This window comes from Dehalococcoidia bacterium (assembly GCA_003597995.1).
In the GTDB taxonomy this organism is placed as follows: Bacteria; Chloroflexota; Dehalococcoidia; order Dehalococcoidales; family UBA1222; genus SURF-27.
Window position 1 is genome coordinate 20,388 of record QZJY01000071.1, and the last position, 15,078, is coordinate 35,465.

19 protein-coding genes are annotated in these 15,078 nt (G+C 58.7%); 5 read left to right on the top strand and 14 right to left on the bottom strand.

Features of this window, described 5'->3' with window-relative positions; genetic code table 11:
* Positions 1-49 precede the first annotated feature (49 nt).
* From C4542_09610 to C4542_09625, 4 genes are read right to left on the bottom strand one after another with little or no spacing between them, the layout of a single operon-like run.
* Complete coding sequence (locus tag C4542_09610) at positions 50-850, bottom strand: hypothetical protein (protein RJO60338.1); 801 nt, start codon at positions 848-850, stop codon at positions 50-52.
* 4 nt (positions 851-854) lie between these two features.
* On the bottom strand, positions 855-1,187 hold the full coding sequence (locus C4542_09615) for a hypothetical protein (GenBank protein ID RJO60339.1): 333 nt from the start codon (positions 1,185-1,187) through the stop codon (positions 855-857).
* Complete coding sequence (locus tag C4542_09620) at positions 1,184-2,197, bottom strand: hypothetical protein (GenBank protein ID RJO60340.1); 1,014 nt, start codon at positions 2,195-2,197, stop codon at positions 1,184-1,186. The genes C4542_09615 and C4542_09620 overlap by 4 nt, the downstream gene beginning before the upstream one ends.
* Complete coding sequence (locus tag C4542_09625; protein RJO60341.1) at positions 2,172-2,846, bottom strand: hypothetical protein; 675 nt, start codon at positions 2,844-2,846, stop codon at positions 2,172-2,174. The genes C4542_09620 and C4542_09625 overlap by 26 nt, the downstream gene beginning before the upstream one ends.
* A 130-nt stretch (positions 2,847-2,976) precedes the next feature.
* Here C4542_09625 and C4542_09630 point away from each other — a divergent pair, with 130 nt between their 5' ends.
* The 5 genes from C4542_09630 to C4542_09650 are packed head-to-tail and all read left to right on the top strand — an operon-like array spanning position 2,977 to position 6,489.
* Positions 2,977-3,453, top strand: coding sequence for a hypothetical protein (locus C4542_09630; GenBank protein ID RJO60342.1), 477 nt, complete (start codon positions 2,977-2,979; stop codon positions 3,451-3,453).
* Between the two features lie 4 nt (positions 3,454-3,457).
* Positions 3,458-5,551: a hypothetical protein gene (locus C4542_09635; GenBank protein RJO60343.1), complete on the top strand. Its 2,094-nt coding sequence runs from the start codon at positions 3,458-3,460 to the stop codon at positions 5,549-5,551.
* Positions 5,548-5,940, top strand: coding sequence for a hypothetical protein (locus C4542_09640; GenBank protein ID RJO60344.1), 393 nt, complete (start codon positions 5,548-5,550; stop codon positions 5,938-5,940). The genes C4542_09635 and C4542_09640 overlap by 4 nt, the downstream gene beginning before the upstream one ends.
* Positions 5,940-6,182, top strand: a complete 243-nt coding sequence (locus C4542_09645; protein ID RJO60345.1) for a hypothetical protein — start codon at positions 5,940-5,942, stop codon at positions 6,180-6,182. The genes C4542_09640 and C4542_09645 overlap by 1 nt, the downstream gene beginning before the upstream one ends.
* Before the next feature lie 58 nt (positions 6,183-6,240).
* Positions 6,241-6,489 carry a hypothetical protein gene (locus C4542_09650; GenBank protein ID RJO60346.1) on the top strand — a complete coding sequence of 83 codons (249 nt, stop codon included), beginning with the start codon at positions 6,241-6,243 and terminating at the stop codon, positions 6,487-6,489.
* A 62-nt stretch (positions 6,490-6,551) separates the two neighbouring features.
* Here the strand turns inward: C4542_09650 and C4542_09655 are convergent, their stop codons facing one another.
* From C4542_09655 to C4542_09700, 10 genes are all read right to left on the bottom strand, one after another.
* Positions 6,552-6,860: a DUF4031 domain-containing protein gene (locus C4542_09655; GenBank protein RJO60347.1), complete on the bottom strand. Its 309-nt coding sequence runs from the start codon at positions 6,858-6,860 to the stop codon at positions 6,552-6,554.
* 326 nt (positions 6,861-7,186) lie between these two features.
* Positions 7,187-8,176, bottom strand: coding sequence for a hypothetical protein (locus C4542_09660; GenBank protein ID RJO60348.1), 990 nt, complete (start codon positions 8,174-8,176; stop codon positions 7,187-7,189).
* A 71-nt stretch (positions 8,177-8,247) separates the two neighbouring features.
* The gene (locus C4542_09665; protein ID RJO60349.1) at positions 8,248-10,938 is read right to left on the bottom strand and encodes a PKD domain-containing protein; all 2,691 of its coding nucleotides are present in this window, start codon (positions 10,936-10,938) and stop codon (positions 8,248-8,250) included.
* Between the two features lie 19 nt (positions 10,939-10,957).
* Entirely contained in the window at positions 10,958-12,130 is a 1,173-nt protein-coding gene (locus C4542_09670) for an ATP-binding protein (GenBank protein RJO60350.1), read from the bottom strand.
* The gene (locus C4542_09675; GenBank protein ID RJO60351.1) at positions 12,015-12,482 is read right to left on the bottom strand and encodes a hypothetical protein; all 468 of its coding nucleotides are present in this window, start codon (positions 12,480-12,482) and stop codon (positions 12,015-12,017) included. The genes C4542_09670 and C4542_09675 overlap by 116 nt, the downstream gene beginning before the upstream one ends.
* Positions 12,483-12,649: 167 nt before the next feature.
* The gene (locus C4542_09680; protein RJO60352.1) at positions 12,650-12,985 is read right to left on the bottom strand and encodes a hypothetical protein; all 336 of its coding nucleotides are present in this window, start codon (positions 12,983-12,985) and stop codon (positions 12,650-12,652) included.
* A 7-nt stretch (positions 12,986-12,992) separates the two neighbouring features.
* Positions 12,993-13,322 carry a VRR-NUC domain-containing protein gene (locus C4542_09685; GenBank protein ID RJO60353.1) on the bottom strand — a complete coding sequence of 110 codons (330 nt, stop codon included), beginning with the start codon at positions 13,320-13,322 and terminating at the stop codon, positions 12,993-12,995.
* Positions 13,322-14,062: a hypothetical protein gene (locus C4542_09690; GenBank protein RJO60354.1), complete on the bottom strand. Its 741-nt coding sequence runs from the start codon at positions 14,060-14,062 to the stop codon at positions 13,322-13,324. The genes C4542_09685 and C4542_09690 overlap by 1 nt, the downstream gene beginning before the upstream one ends.
* Positions 14,046-14,318: a hypothetical protein gene (locus C4542_09695; GenBank protein RJO60355.1), complete on the bottom strand. Its 273-nt coding sequence runs from the start codon at positions 14,316-14,318 to the stop codon at positions 14,046-14,048. Before C4542_09695 ends, C4542_09690 begins: the two co-directional genes overlap by 17 nt.
* 3 nt (positions 14,319-14,321) lie before the next feature.
* A complete protein-coding gene (locus C4542_09700) occupies positions 14,322-14,918 on the bottom strand; it encodes a hypothetical protein (GenBank protein ID RJO60356.1) in 597 nt (198 codons plus the stop codon).
* Positions 14,919-15,078 lie beyond the last annotated feature (160 nt).

Below are 15,078 nucleotides of genomic sequence, written 5' to 3' on the forward strand. Positions count from 1 at the left end.
CCCTAGTTAATATCGCCCGCCCATGGTCACCTACCCAAGTGCTGCCCGCTCACCCCCTTCCGACAACGCGCACGGGCCGCGAGCCGCCAAGCTCACCGCCCACCGATACACGGCCGCCACCCACCGGCACATCCACGTTGGCACGCGCCTGCGCAATTGGAAATAGCAAAGAGCCGCCCACGAGGATTAAACCCAACGCGGCCAGCGGCCACATGGCCTCGCGCACCGGAGCCGCGATATTCTCCCCCGGCGCGCGTATCACATCTCTCCCGAAGTCCAGCACCTCCCGCGCCTTCAGGTTGCCCGTTGCCGCCGACAAGATGCTGAACACAGAGATCAGACCGGCAATGATGCCCATAACGATGATTAGCACGGCGGCCGGCGCGAGCGCCCGCACGCTCGCGGACAAGCCGGCGACCATAGGCACGACCGGGCCGGGACCGGTAATGCGCCCCGCCATCCAGAGCCGGTACTCGTAGGCGCTAACCAGCGTACTGCCGGCCAACGGGATGCACCAATCGGTGAACGGCACGCAAATCTGTCCCGGCACGTCCGCGCAATAGCCGCCCACGCAAATCTGGCTAGGCACCGACACGTTGACGATAGGGCGCTCCCAGAGGTAGTATGCGATGGGCAACTCCCCGTTGTTCCCAAACTCGATAGCCAATCCGTCGATTAGCTGCCGCAAGGCGCGCGTGTCGATGCGCTCGGCGCGCCTAAAATCCAGCCGCAAGGTCGATAGATCATCATCCGGGCGCGTGGAGAAATAGGCCGGATAGGCGTAGGCAGACGCTAGCGTCGCGCCGGGCGGGCCATCCGGCAACGTGGCTTGCGAGATGATGTCTGTCACCGTGTCACCTCCCTAGGCCGAGCCACCGCATGGGTAGACCGAGCGCTAAGCGCGTACCTACCCGCTCGACCCACTTCTGGCCGGCCGGCGTAGCCAGCACTTCTCCAAGGTCAGGGCGCACCACTTGCAAGGCGGCATAGAACTCACGATCAGAAACACCGATGAGCGAGGGATTGTCGTCGATATAGCGCAAGGCGCGCTCGATAAAACCCTCCGGCCACGTGCCGGCTTGCACGTGCGCGGCCAGCTCCTGATCAGTAGCATCTGCCGTGACCTCGGTTATGAGTTGCAATAGCAGCTCGGCGTTCGCGGCGCCGGGACGCCTTAGCAACATCATATCGCACCCCCTTGCTCATCAGCCGGCGCGTTGCTACCGTACTCCGCCCCGCAACCGTTGCAGATTACGCCGGGCCAGCCCTCCCGGTACATGATCATCGTGCCGCATTGCACACACGACATGGTAAGAGCGCCGTTTGGCGCACTTGCCGCCCGCACAGCGGGCGCCGGCTCTGTAGCCGCATAGGCGGCGGCGGGCGCACCGGCGCCACCGCGCGTCATGTGCTCCACGAACCGGCCTAGGATATCGACCACTTTAGGCGCCGTCTCCGACAAGAAGCGATCAACGCGCTGGTAATGCTGCTCTTTGGCCGCGATATCGCGCACTTGCGTCTCATGCGCAAGCTCAAGTTCCCGGATACGCTCCGCGTGCCGATCCTCGCGCTCCGCCATGTAGCGCTGGTGCTCGAGTTCCGCCCGGCGCACCCACGCCATGACAGCCCCGTCATCCCCTTGCGGCGCCGGAGCAACCGGCTCCCTAGACGGCGGGGAGAACATTTCAATTAGCGCCTTAGCCTCCTCAACGCTTGTCTTGACAAGGCTCATGGTAGATTGCGGCGGCTGGTTGCGCTCAGCCGTCTGTCGCCCCAGCTCCTGCTGGAGCAAGGCAATGCGCTCGTTTAGCATATCCAGTTGCTGAGCGCTGAGCGCGCGCTGCGTTTCGGATAGCTGCGCTTGGGTGCCCTCAAGTTGCTTTAGGATGTATTGCACCCACTCGTCGTTCGTCCCCGCACGCCCCGTGCGCTGTTGCTCGCGCACTTCCTTGAGCTGCTCTTGCTCGATCTGAGCCTTGAGTAACTCGTTTTGGGTTTTCAAGGCCTCCGCCTCAGCATCAGCCACCGAATGCGCGATGATCTTGTCGCCTAGGAGTTGCTTCTTGATCTTGAGCGCCTCCTCAAGCGGATCGGCAACGGCCGACGTGCCGTTGCGCTTGAGCGTACCCGCGGCTGCCCGGCGTTGAAACTGCTCACGGAAGTCTGCACTACTAAGCCCCGGCTGTTGCTGGCTCAAGCAGTCCCACCTCCTCTCGATTTACGATCACGATTGCAAGTCCACTGCAGTTCGTAATATGGTCAAGGAGCATGTCGGTTATCCACGCCCCTATCGAGCCATCTCCTTGATGCCAGCCGTGCTGGCGGTACCAGTCATACCACACGCGCAATGTCACGGGGAGGGCGACGAACTCCTTGGCGCTGGATACTTTAGGTGGGCCGGCCGGCGGCTCGACACTCCACTCCTCATCCCCGCCCACCGGCACGTCGGCCGGTAACTCGCTTTGCTGGCGATTAAGCCGCTGCGCCAACGCCTCCGGATCTTCAGGCTCATCGTTAAAATCGTTAAGATTAGGATACCACTCATCTAGCAGACTAGGCCGCCGGGTATCCGGCTGCTCCGGCTCCGGCTCAAGGTCAAGCGGCGTGCCGGCGGTGTCCAGATCCGGCGGAGGCTGGTCAGTGGTCCAACGTGGCTTTGTCGGCGGTGTAAGTTGCGGCTCGTCGTCGGCGCTGTCCCTTACCTTCCAAATTTTCCCTTTGCATTGCGGTCGGGACTTCCAACCTTTGCGGTGGCCGCACACCGCACCCCAGTTGCCCTCGTAGCCACAAGGGCATTTCCAGATGCTACCTGGTAGAGGCTTCTCGAGAATCGCCACCTCGTTCAACCTCTTGTCGCCTGATTGTAGAATCAGGCGCTATTATATAGTTCCCATGTGAGCGATTATACCACGTAGACGGCTTGACACAAGGGCTTGTGCGTGCTAACGTGGTGAAAAGCCGCAAAAGGTGATGAATATGCAAGGTATCCTGCGTGAGGTGCTGCCGTATGTTGGTGAGGCGCTCCGGGAGGTAGTGCGGGATACAGCAACCGAGCTGGTCCGCTCCAAAGTTACCCGCCCCGGCATAAGTGCCATCCGCGTCGAGCCTACTATCACCGACCGCGACAACAAGGGCTGCCCGTATTGCACCGTGGCAAAGCAGCTAGCCGCGGCCTTCCGGTACTTGAAACGCGCCACCGAGAAACCTGACTACCGGCCATTGTACGCCCCTTTGTCGCGCCTACTCGTTGCTGAGGCCACGCAAACCATTGACCACCTGCTGCCTAATCCTGACCACAGAGTACTCCGGCAGATACTCGGCGCTCTTAAAGAGCACCTAATCGCGGGCCATGAGCGTATTGACTTCGAGGCGGCGGCTGATCTTGCGTGGAACGCTAGCTCGTTGGCCCTTGATCTTGCGGAGCGCGTGAACACCGGCGAGCCCGCGGAGTAAGGCCATGGCCGGCGCACTAGACTGGAGTTTTGCCGAAACGGGTAAACCGATCACCCTCAATGGCTATCGCGGTAGCGGCGTGTATGGTGGCTTGACCGCGGAGCAACAAGTTAGGTTCGGTCGCGAGTATCTTTTGGGCGACGGTATTTACATTGCACCCACACCCCGGACGGCGGGGCACTTTGGAACGCCTGAGCCGGCGCATGTTAACTTCAGTTATCCCTATGTGCTGCAAGAAGCAAATGGTGCCACGCTGCGTGCTCTAGATATCGAAGCTATTCGCGCCGCCGGCCACGACGGTATAATCATCAAGCGTGGTCAGTGGGGTTTTGGTGCCGGACAAGAAGACCTCCGGCAAGCGGTATTATTTCCTCAGTACGCCGCTCGATTTGGCACAGGCCACGTAGCCCTCGAGGTTGGTGTTTTACAGAAGGGCGCAAGGGTTAGGATCGAGCGTGTAACCGGCCCACCGGACTACGTGCGCGATTTTAGGGCAGGCGCCTTAGCGCAGGTTGGCAAAGAGGGTATTGTAACTCGTCTCGATGCAGCCGGCAATCCTTCTGTACGCGTCGGCGGTAAGGTTTATGATTTCAATAAAGGCGAGGTCGTTGTCGTACCGGACTCTCCCAAGGAGACTAGAGCAATGAGCGAACAATATGTGCGGGCGCTGCGCCGCTTCTATCACGGCACGGGCACCGCGTTCGACAAGCCTGATGCGGCGCGGTTTGACCCTAACGGGCTGTATGGCCCTGGATACTACGTGACAAGTGATTCGAGGGTGGCAGATAGTTATGCACAACAAAGACAAACACTCATGCCGCCATTGGATGAGTTACAAAGAAACAGAGCGCGTGCCATAGAGCATATTGAATGGTATTCCGATCCTGTAAACAGAAGGTTTACACCTAACGCAGATGAGTTCCTGTCACACTGGCAGGCCGCTCTGAAAAGCATTGACGAGGAGATTGCCCTTGCTAAAACTGGTCCTAACGTCCGCATTATCAACGTGCCGGAGAACCTGCGGCTGTTTGACGTCGATGATGCTGTAGACCCTAATATCGCAGACAGAATGGCGCCAAAGTACTCGGCGCTGTGGGAAGATTTACAACAATTTGCTGGCAAGTCAGCCACCAACGATGATGTTTACAACGCACTGGCAAAGTTAACCGGCTCGAGGAAGATTGTTAACGAATGGCTCCGTAAGGCAGGTTATGACGGCATCCGCTACCCCGGCGGCAAGCGCATGCCATTGAAAGACGCCACCGGTAATACCATCGAGCACGAGGTCTTAGTTATCTTTGCTGAGTCTCTACCAAAACTCACCAACGCCATCGCGGGTACCGCCATGGGCTTCTCTGCAAAAGTCAATAACGAGGGTGCACGCACTATGACCGACCAGTACTTCTCCATTACCCTAATGGACAGCACCGGGGATACCGAGACGTTTACGTTCTGCTCTCCGCATGCGGAGGCGATCAAGAACGATCCTGAGATCACCGTGGTCAACGTGCAACCGGCGCCGCCCGACACGACCTACTGCGAGACGTGCGATTGGCAAAGGACACCCGACGTGCGGCCGGCGACACCGGGCGCGCCCGCCGGCCAGCGCCTTGCCACGCTTGAAGAACGCATTTCGGCTATTGACGACAAGATCGCCATCATGGGCGGCAACCTCCCTACCACGCACCTTGACACCACGCCATCTCTTGACGTGCGGCCACATGCGGTCCACACCGAGGATGATATCTTGCCGAGCGTGGCGGAATGGGTGACGGGAGCGGACGACCCCGGTATCGTTGTCGATGCCGGCCTTGCCCGGACGACACCTTGCATCAGGTACGAGCTGGGCGCCGGTAAGAGCTTGGTCTTTAGCCGCGGCATTGTCGGCCCGCTCGATGAGGAACAACAGGCGCTCTATTGCCAAAACGGCATTGAAGTACGGGTACCCACGCCGGGGCAGCAGTCTAGGCTACAGGCTATGCGCTCTGCGGCCACCACGTGCCGGATTGCCGCCCAAGGCACCAATACCCGCGAGTATCTGCAATCCTTCTTCTCCTGCCTCGGAAAAGAGCTGAAAGACAAGGGGGTTGAGCTATGAGCAACATGCCAAGCGCCGCGTTCATTGCCGCGGTCAGGGCCGCCCTTGATCGTGCCAAGGCGCACAACGACCGCGCCGTGGTCTACATGGCCGATGCGATTCCGGTGTTTGCGCAGCTTGATGCCACGCCGGAGCAAAAGAAGGCCGGCGGCAATCCCAACGGATTGTTCTTTGGTCTTTGGGCGCGCGAGTGGCCCGGCTATCCGTACAGCCAACACGGCCTTGTGTGGCTATTCGAGCGCGGCATCCGTAGTCTCGGCGGCGATCTCGTGAACAACGCATTCACCGTGCTACTACATGAGTTCGACCACGCCTTGCAGCGCGATCACGTGCTCGAGGCGCTCGAGAGAAAGCAGGCGATGGACAAGGCTCAAGGATGTGGTTGCTAATGAGCCTTGAGAACGCGGTTGGCCTGATCATGCGCTACGAGCTTGAACTCGAGGTCAAGGGCTACCCGCCGGCTTTGGTCAAGATGGCAATTGACCGGGCGCGCGGCACGGCAATGCACCGGGTGGCACCGATAAGTGAGGCTATACGAGATCAAGCATATCATGATATACTGGCTCACGAGTTACAAGATGCCGAGGCGTGGATTGTCAGGCAACAGGAGTTTCTCGGCACGGCCCAATAAGCGGAGTCACACAAAAAAAGTTATGATATTATCCTAAGAGGGAAAGGAGGTGATAATCATGCCAACTCTCGAGAGCGCAAAGGCCAAGTACGCCCGGCGCACCGCAAACGGCGCGGCTGCCTACAACGCAGCCAAGGGCCGGATGGCGAGTAACTACTCGTCCGGTATCCAGCGCTTCATCGGTGCCCCGCCCGCCGCCCACATCGTGTCCAGCTACCAGGCGGGTATCCAGGCCGCCCAGTATCGCCCTGGTGATCCAGACAAATGGGCGCGCAACTATCTCGCGAAGATGACCGGCGCGGGTTAAACCGCACGGCGCGGCGAGTGAGATGAGAGAAGATAAACCGTAGCCCTGAGCTGATATCAGGGCTACGATGGTTCTAGGGGCAGTCGGCACGCGGCAAGGTACTTTCTGAGGTCAGTTAGTACAGCACCCTCTTTGAGCGCCCGCTCTCTCATGCAAACAGTTAGGTCGTAGTGCGATAAAACGTGATGCTCCTGATACCATTCCCGGCGCAAACCGATACGCCGGGCAAAGGCATGTAGCTCCTCCGCCGGCCCATCCGTCCACATGTGACACCACCATTGCCTACCGAGCACGCTATTCGTGTAGAAGCGCGGCCGGTCGACCATAATCATTACGATACCCGCCTCTCGTCTTTCTCTGGAGGGCAGCATTCGCAGCCAAGGCGTTCAGTAACCAGTCCATCCCCGCGCACAACCGGATATCGTCCCTTTCCGCACTCCGGGCATCGGCCATAGATGGCGGCTAAATATACATCTAAGCTTCGTCCTGCGTTATCACACATCAAGTACACCCCCTGCAAAACTACATGCCCCATCAAGTTGACAACGCCAGTCATCGCATTATAAACTATGGGCACTTAAGCCGCTCGGTTAACCCTCCCCGTGCCCGCGTGGGGCATAGCACGTGGGGCACAGCAAATGCAATGGCGGTTCTCAGGCTTGCTGGCGGGGAACCGCCTAATTTGCCCTCGTGGAAACTAGCTGGTGATCATAACCGGTTGATTGAGAACCTTGCACGCTTCACGATGCGTGTACCACTTCCGAGCATTGCCTACTCTTGCGGCACAACTAGGGCAAGGCAAATAGCGCAATTTTGTGCTGTACCAACGCGGCAAATCGGGATTGCGCTTACTCTCGATATAGTATTGAATGCAACACTCCGGATAACCCGAGGCGCGACCTATCTTAATATCTCGCTCTAGATCACACTCAAATGCGCTATGATCGGCCTCTTTACCACACACCGAACAGACGCGGCGCTCTATTGCAGAAGCCCTTACATTAAAGGCGTGCGTGGGTCGCCGGGCGCCGATTGTAAAGGCCGGCGTACCACAGATCACCGTGTCACAACCGCCCTCCGGGCGCACCGTGCAGCCGTCAATTAGCCGCTCCACCGCGGGCCGGCCGGTGATACAAAGCCGGGTATCATCGTTGCACGGGATAAACCCGCGACCCTTCCAGAACGAGGCTGCGGCTTTGTCAAATGGGTGTATCAGTACCCCGGTAACACCGCGCGCGAGCAATTGCCGGCTAGCCGCCGCCACAAGACCGGTGCCCACGCCGCGGAGTTGCCCGTTGCCGGGAGAGCCGGCCATGTGCAGCGGGTCTATGGCAAGAAGCGTGATCGCGGCTTGATTGTTGCCAAGATCGCTATGCACCAAAACGCCTAGCACCTCGGTATTCAGGGCAATCGCCACGATATTGCAGCACACCCCAAGGCGTATGTTCTCCGCCACTGTGCTAATCGTCTCCTCAGCGAAGTACGCACGCACGGCAACATCCGGCGCGAGTCTATGCTTGATTGAGAGCTGCAAGAACATGTCCGAGGTGTCTTTCCAACGCTTTGTTTCGCGGCCTAACAAGGCAAGATTCGACGTGTTCTTGTCGGGAGCTAGCATATCGTACATGACGCTTACGCCGGATTGCGTGTGTGCGATGCCCCGTCCTACGCATTGACCGGTTAGCATAGTCGCCTCCCTGCCTCAAGAGATGCCGGCTGGGGAGGAGGGTCCCCGGCCGGCAATGCTTCATGTTTGCCCTAGCGGGTTGCCACAAAGAGCGCAGTAACAAGTGCCCCTAGTCCACCCAGCACGAGCCACGTGGGTCTATCCTGAGTTTCGCCTTGCTGCGACACTTGCACGGTCTGCTGGTTGGTGTCAAAACTCGGTTGGGTTGTCGGGAAGATGCGGCTGCCCACGGTGTACTCCCCCGGCACATTGTACCTGAACGTGATATCTTGCTTGTTGGTAAACACGTGCTGCCCCCCGCCAAGATCGTAGAGGATGCCTTGCAGCGCGGTTACGTTATCAAGTGTTACCCTAACGTTCACCGCATCTCCGGCGTTCACCCGGTTATGGCTCACAGTAAGCAAACCCTTAACTTCGGCGCGCGCCGGCACGACAACCATGACATCCTGTGACCTTATCGCCTCTCCCACGCTGTTCTCAGCCATGGCAAACGCCGTGTAAGTGCCCGCCTCAGCATAGATATGCGACACGAGCACGCGATCACCGCTCGGCGCCGGTGGGCCGCTGTAGCGCCTACCATCTCCAAACTCGATAGAGACTATCGTCACCTGTCCCATGTTGCCCCATGCGGCCACAAACGACGTCGCAGAGCCGGCCGGGCGCGGCGTTGCGGCGAGCGTTATCGCGGGGCTCACACCCACATCAACGGTAATCACGACCGGGTTGGTAAGTAGCTGCGCCCCGTACTCGTTGGTGATCCGGGCGCTGATAGTGTGCGGGCCGGGCACGGACATAACAAGGCTGTGTACAAGACTGGTACTTGTGCCCACAAACTCATCATCCACCAGCCACTCCACCACGATCACGCTGCCAAAGTTAGACACCGTGCCGCTTAGTTGCACGCTGCCGCCGAGCACAACACGGCTTGGCGCCCCGGAGAGACTAACCATAGGCGCCGGCACGTTTATGGCAATGACATTCGAGTCGATCTGGAGATTGCCTTGACTGGTCGTGACACGCGCTTTCACCGAGTAGGCGCCGTGGGTTTTATAACTCGCCAATGCCACGCCGCCGGTTACACGAATCGAATTGCCGTCCCCGAAATCCCAATCGCCATATGCCACCACTCCGTACTCCGGCTCGAAATCATGGGCGGTGATCGCGAAGCGCACCGGCTGACCTACCACCGGTTGCGGCACGTCGGCGCTAATCGAGACCGTGGGCATGGGCCGCACGGTTATACTGAGTGTTCCGGAGGTGTATTGCGTGCCGGCAGCATTGGTGACACGCGCGCTCGCTCCAAACGTGCCGGCGTCCGGATATGAGGTCGCAATGCTAAGCTCTGGTCCGCGCGTAAGTACCCGCCCATCCCCTAGATACCACGTTATGCCGGTTATCGTGCCTACATTCTCAGGTACGAGCTGGAATGTAATCGTTTGATTGCGGCGCACCGTGCTGGTGCTGGCACTTAGGCGCAACGTAGGCTCTGGCGGCGTACGCGGACAAGTGAGCGTGCCGCAAATTAGCTGCCGCACTTCCTCGCCGCTCGAGCCGGCGACGAATAACCCACAGCCGTCGCCACTATCGCAAAGATAGGCTTCTATCTCCTGCTCCGTTGCATTACAGAAAGAGCTGCCTTGACTACACGCAAAGTTCCGGAACTGCTGGAATGCCCACGCTCTGTCATGAGCCGGCGGCGGCGTTCCCCGCGGACAAGTGAGCGTGCCGCAAATTAGCTGCCGCACTTCAGCATCCGGGCTACCGGCTGTAAACAACCCGCAGCCGTTCGGCGTATCGCAAAGATAGGACTCGATCTCCTGCTCTGTGGCGTTGCAAAGAGAGCTGCCTTGGCTGCATGCAAAGTTCCGGAACTGCTGAAACGCCCATGCACGATCATGGGTAGGCGGCGGCGGATCGCCGGTGCCCCCGCCATTGAAGGCGATCATGTCGTCAACAATCGAAGTGCCCTGAATGTTGAAATGATCCCATCCGCCGCTATCGCCAAGGCAAAACACGGCACTGCCGGCGATCTTGCCCCGTACCTGCTCTCCCCACCAACGGAAATCGGCCTTGACCTGATCCGTGGTGAAGTACCCCTTCCACCCTATCGCGTGACTCCACTCAGAGACAAACACGGGCAACGGGGTAAGGCCGCGGGCCTCGATGCCTTGCAAGTAAGACTCGTGGCGGAGGGCATTCCAGAACGAGTCTTGCTGCATTAAGCAAGGCCCGCAGCCGCTGTACAAGTGCAAGCCAAGATAGCGCGCCGCGCGGTGGGTCATCAACGGCCGCACGATCCGAATGTACTCATCCCAAAAGGCATATTGCCCGTCGTTGGGGTCGTTGGTAGGAAAGTTGCCGGTGGCATGGTTAATAATCACCATGCCTTTGCCTTTGGTAGCCAACGCATCGGCAAAGCCAAGTTCTACCGCGACCTGACGGCTCAGCCAGTATGTATCGGCCGCGCGACTGGCCTCGTTGAGGCCTTGCCACACATCGATGGCCGGATGGTTATCGCAAAGAGAGATTGCCTCGTTATACATGCGCTGCGGGCCGTCGTCGGCCGCCATAATCGCATCTTGCACCGTCTCATGCCAATACTTCCGGCCGACAATCGTCATCCACGGTGCCCGCTGCTTAATGCTGCCGGCTAGCCCGAGTGCTGACTCGAACAAGAGACACATCGTAGTGCCTGAGCGCACTACGATGTCCACAAACGCCTGGTCGTAACTGTAAACACCGAATCCGAGCGGGCCGGCCATAATTACCTCCTATTGCGAATTAACGCTCCGGCTTGGGTGGCTGGTACACGTGCGCGCGACGCTTGAGTGAGGGTGCCGCGCTGGGAAGGGTTACAACAGGATTGCCGCCGGTGCGGTCCGGCCATAGACACCCAAGTACCTCAAATACCCGTTGTGGGTGATTGCGCGCCATGCGCGCCACTCTCACCGCATCCCGGATATCGGTCGAGACCTTGACAACCTCGCGAGCGATTAGCTTTGCCATTTCCGGCCCTTGCCCCTCGTTGGCGACGAGCACCGATTGCGCCACCCGGACAAACTCTGCCGGCGTGTAGGCCGGTACCTCGCGCACCGCAAAGCGGCTTAAAATTGCCCGTGATATGCGTCGGGTATCGTTGGCGCCGGCAAAGACGCGCGTGTCCATGGACATACGCTCGTGAGAGCCTTGCACAAGACGCGTGACAAGGCCGGTTTCCATAAGGTTGAGTAGCGGCGTCATGTCCTTGTCGTCCATCTTGTCGATCTCATCGATCACGAGGAAGCGCGGCCGCACTTGCAACAAGAGGCTCACGAGACCAGCCTTAGTGGTCGTGCTGCCCACATAGAAGTGCGCACCGGGCAGACGCCCGATATCGGAGAGCAGCAGCGTCTTTGCCGTGCCCGGCGGGCCAACTAGCAAGCAATGCACCGGGCTCGTGGCATTCACAGCCATGGACAAGAGGGCTTTGGCCTTATCGTGACCGTACACGAGCTTAAATAGGCTGTGCACGTCGATAGGCTCATCAGATTGTTGTGTCATGACCGCATCTGCCGCCAACGCCTCTTGTGTATCGGCACGCGAGCGGAGCTTGTAGTGCGTGTAGGCGCGGCTCTTGCTCGTGAGATCGACAATGCCCATGGTGATTAGGGAGTTAATCACCGAGATCGACGTGTGGACGTCTTGCCACTCCCAGCCGAAATAGTTCGGCTCCCCCTCATGCTTCTCCTCAACCGCCACCATTTCCTCAAGATACCGCCGCCACTCCGGTCGGTCTTGCAGCAGCCGGTACACGGTGTCCTGAATCTGAAGGCTGGCGGATATATCCTGCTGCGCCATGCTACCCTCCTTGTTGTTGCACGGTGCTATCTGATATGCTAGCACCTTTGGTCGCCTTGTCAACCACCGCGGCCCGCCACGCGCGCATGATATCCGAACGCTCGAGCACCATTGCATCGAAAGTATCCGGATGATAGGCCGGATTACGCAGCAAAGCCTCGATCTTGTCTTGCACGGCGATGAGTTTAAGGGCCAGCGCGTGTTCTTGCTCGAGGGCCTTCTTGTCGGCAATGGCGTTCTCAGCAATCATTAGCTTGCGTTGAAGCAGCGCGTTGTACTCGAGTAGATTACCCACTTTGCCTTGCTCTTTGACCGCCGCGTCGCCCAACCGCATGTTCTCTAGTTGCAGCTCTGTCGATTGCTCACGCAGCGCCGTGATTGCCTCTTGCGCTTGATTGAGGTCTTTCTGCAACTGATCAATCTTCAGAAACAGTCTATCGGTTAACCTCGTGCCATAGTCGCTGCTCATAGTTTAACCCTCGTTCCGTCGCAAAGCATCCTTAGGAACGGCAGTCCGTCGTAGCCTAGTACGTCCCAATCGAACGGATGCTTGTAATATGGCTTCTGGCAATGCGGGCATATGCACTCACCGCTTGCCCGCGTAAAATCGGGCTCCTCCCCCCACAAAGCCATACGTTAGCCCTCCCACTCATCATCTTGCCGCACAAGGTGCTCAGCATCGAGCGATAACACCAGTTGCGCCGCGAGTTCCTTGTGCACCTTGGCCAACTTGACGCCTTGAAGTATAAGCTCGAGTGCCTTGCACATTGGCCGGCCGCTCTGCAACGCGCGGCAATCAGGATGATGTTTCTTATGCCACGCTGCAAGAATCCTCTTGAGCGAGTCGGAATCACTCTTGGCCGCGCGCAACGAGTAGAGCCAGAAGGGTACTTGCTTGTTTGCGAGTATCGGCGCGGCCACCGGCGACTTGCGCGGTGGTAACACGATACCCGGCCCCCGTCGTGGTGCCATGTTTAGGTCACCTCTCCAGTATCGTTACAATCCGGTCAGCGTCATCCGGCGTCCAGTCATAGACCTCAACGCCAGGCACGCTACCGAGAAGCTCAAGCCACGCCTCTTGCGCCCGTGTGGGTTTCTTGCCCTTAGCCTTCAACTCGGCAAAGATTATGCGTGGCGGGCGGACAAGAACGAGATCCGGAAAACCTTCCGCGCTGTGCCGGGAGTTATGCGTGTGGTAATAGCACCAGCCGAACATCTTGGCGAGAGGGATAACGTATCGGTCTTGAAAACTCTCCTCGCTCTGACTTAGGAACGTGTAGCCTACGATATCGCTATCCCTCCTGCCCATTAGGCTACCTCGGCCTCAGCACGCTCCTTGCGGCCACGACGTTGCTTGTTAGAGCGCTCCTCGAGTTGTTCCCGGCACGCCGGGCACAAGGTCTCAGAGAGCGGGTTAAGGCTTGCAAATACCTGCTCGCAAGCCTGACATTGTGCGTAGTCCCCAGGCACGAGATCTCCCGGCGCAAGGTCTGAGAAGGGGTCACTTTGCCCATCCTCCTCATCCCCCGATATCCCCGCCACATTGGCGACTAGCGCGGTAAGCTCTACGATTTCCTCAGCGAGCAGCGATTGACCTTCGCGCGCCTTGCCAATCAGCTCGTGCATCGCCGGCGCAAGGTCCGACGTGCCATTCCTGATCGCATCCAAGAGGTCGAGGCACCCTTTGCACAATACCGGATCAGGTGGTGCATCAAGGCACAATGGACACCCCTTAGTCGCGTGCTCCTCTGCGCACAGATTACACAGCCCGCCCGGCGTATCGGCCACACCCCCGCAGCCCTCGCACTTGGAGTACTCTTGCCCCGCCGCCTCATCGAGCTTGAGTTGCTGTGCGCCGGTCTTGGACTCTTGCACCGAAAACGTGCCTTGGAGGCTATCCACGATGATGTTAGCCGGCTCTAAGTACAGCCGCGCCATATCGAGATAGTCAGCCTTGCACACCTTGCACTTGAACGTGAGGGTCACCTCCTCAATGTCTTTTGGATTCGGGGTAAACTTAACCAGCTTGCCGTCAAACTGCTTGCGCATCCGCGCCCTCCTGATTTTGTTGATACGTATGCGGCTCGGTTATCAGCAGATGGTACCGCACGGCGGTAACACGGCCGACTGCCCCTTCCGGCAGCGGCTCTTTGGATTGCAACTCCACCGGTACGATTAGGTAACCGCAGCCCTTGCAGTAGTATTTCCACTCCCCGTCGACCGGTGGGATCAGGTGCACCACGCCACTACTTTGCCGACACAGCGGACAAGACAAGTCCGCCGGCAGCACAAGCCCTACATACATAACTTAGTACCCTTCTGTAACGTAGGACACCAGCTTACCGAGCTGGTCTTGCGCTTGGCGGATAAACGACTTCTGCATCTCGATTGCGGCGTTGCCGGCGTCCGCGAAACTCCGATGGAAGTTCTCCGGGAGGCCATCGCCCTTAACCCAAGAGCCTTGCCCCACGCCGGCCTCGGTTACGAAACGATAGTACTCCCGATTGTCGTACTCATCCTTGCCCTCGAACAAGAACCCTTTTGTGATGCGCGCGCCGTCCCAGCCTAGGCTGACCAAGTAGCCGGGAACCGGATAACTGGGCACGGAACCCTCTTTTGGGCCATCATCAGCGTCTACAATGGGCACGTCAATGGCACGGTAAACCCGTATGATGAGCTGGGACCAGTAGGTCGCACTTGTTGCTGACGCACGTAGCCGGGTATGCGTGGGGAGGGTATCCGCTATGCACCGCTCCTCGTACTCCGGGAAGCCCAAGCCGGACACTAATCCCTTCACGAAATCCGTAGTAGGACGCATGCCGGCAGTGTGGGCTAGCCGAATCCACGTGGCGAGCAACTCTGCCCGTCGCTCCTCGCTCTCCGGTGTTGGTTTGTTACTAGTCACCTTTACCTCCTCACTAATGAGATATTACAGCCCGTAAACCCGTGCAGTTATGTGCTTTACACCTCCAGTCTGAGCCCTGATAGCCCGGTTTTGACATGTCTTTAGCCGGACACCTAAAGTCGGACATGTCCGACTTTCTTAATCGGATATCCGGTTTTCC

Bases quoted from the DNA above. Each gene is read 5' to 3' on its own strand.
- C4542_09615 (RJO60339.1), bottom strand. From the start codon at position 1,187: ATGATGTTGCTAAGGCGTCCCGGCGCCGCGAACGCCGAGCTGCTATTG.
- C4542_09630 (RJO60342.1), top strand. From the start codon at position 2,977: ATGCAAGGTATCCTGCGTGAGGTGCTGCCGTATGTTGGTGAGGCGCTC.
- C4542_09635 (RJO60343.1), top strand. From the start codon at position 3,458: ATGGCCGGCGCACTAGACTGGAGTTTTGCCGAAACGGGTAAACCGATC.
- C4542_09640 (RJO60344.1), top strand. From the start codon at position 5,548: ATGAGCAACATGCCAAGCGCCGCGTTCATTGCCGCGGTCAGGGCCGCC.
- C4542_09645 (RJO60345.1), top strand. From the start codon at position 5,940: ATGAGCCTTGAGAACGCGGTTGGCCTGATCATGCGCTACGAGCTTGAA.
- C4542_09650 (RJO60346.1), top strand. From the start codon at position 6,241: ATGCCAACTCTCGAGAGCGCAAAGGCCAAGTACGCCCGGCGCACCGCA.
- C4542_09655 (RJO60347.1), bottom strand. From the start codon at position 6,860: ATGCTGCCCTCCAGAGAAAGACGAGAGGCGGGTATCGTAATGATTATG.
- C4542_09660 (RJO60348.1), bottom strand. From the start codon at position 8,176: ATGCTAACCGGTCAATGCGTAGGACGGGGCATCGCACACACGCAATCC.
- C4542_09665 (RJO60349.1), bottom strand. From the start codon at position 10,938: ATGGCCGGCCCGCTCGGATTCGGTGTTTACAGTTACGACCAGGCGTTT.
- C4542_09670 (RJO60350.1), bottom strand. From the start codon at position 12,130: ATGCAATGGTGCTCGAGCGTTCGGATATCATGCGCGCGTGGCGGGCCG.
- C4542_09675 (RJO60351.1), bottom strand. From the start codon at position 12,482: ATGAGCAGCGACTATGGCACGAGGTTAACCGATAGACTGTTTCTGAAG.
- C4542_09680 (RJO60352.1), bottom strand. From the start codon at position 12,985: ATGGCACCACGACGGGGGCCGGGTATCGTGTTACCACCGCGCAAGTCG.
- C4542_09685 (RJO60353.1), bottom strand. From the start codon at position 13,322: ATGGGCAGGAGGGATAGCGATATCGTAGGCTACACGTTCCTAAGTCAG.
- C4542_09690 (RJO60354.1), bottom strand. From the start codon at position 14,062: ATGCGCAAGCAGTTTGACGGCAAGCTGGTTAAGTTTACCCCGAATCCA.
- C4542_09695 (RJO60355.1), bottom strand. From the start codon at position 14,318: ATGTATGTAGGGCTTGTGCTGCCGGCGGACTTGTCTTGTCCGCTGTGT.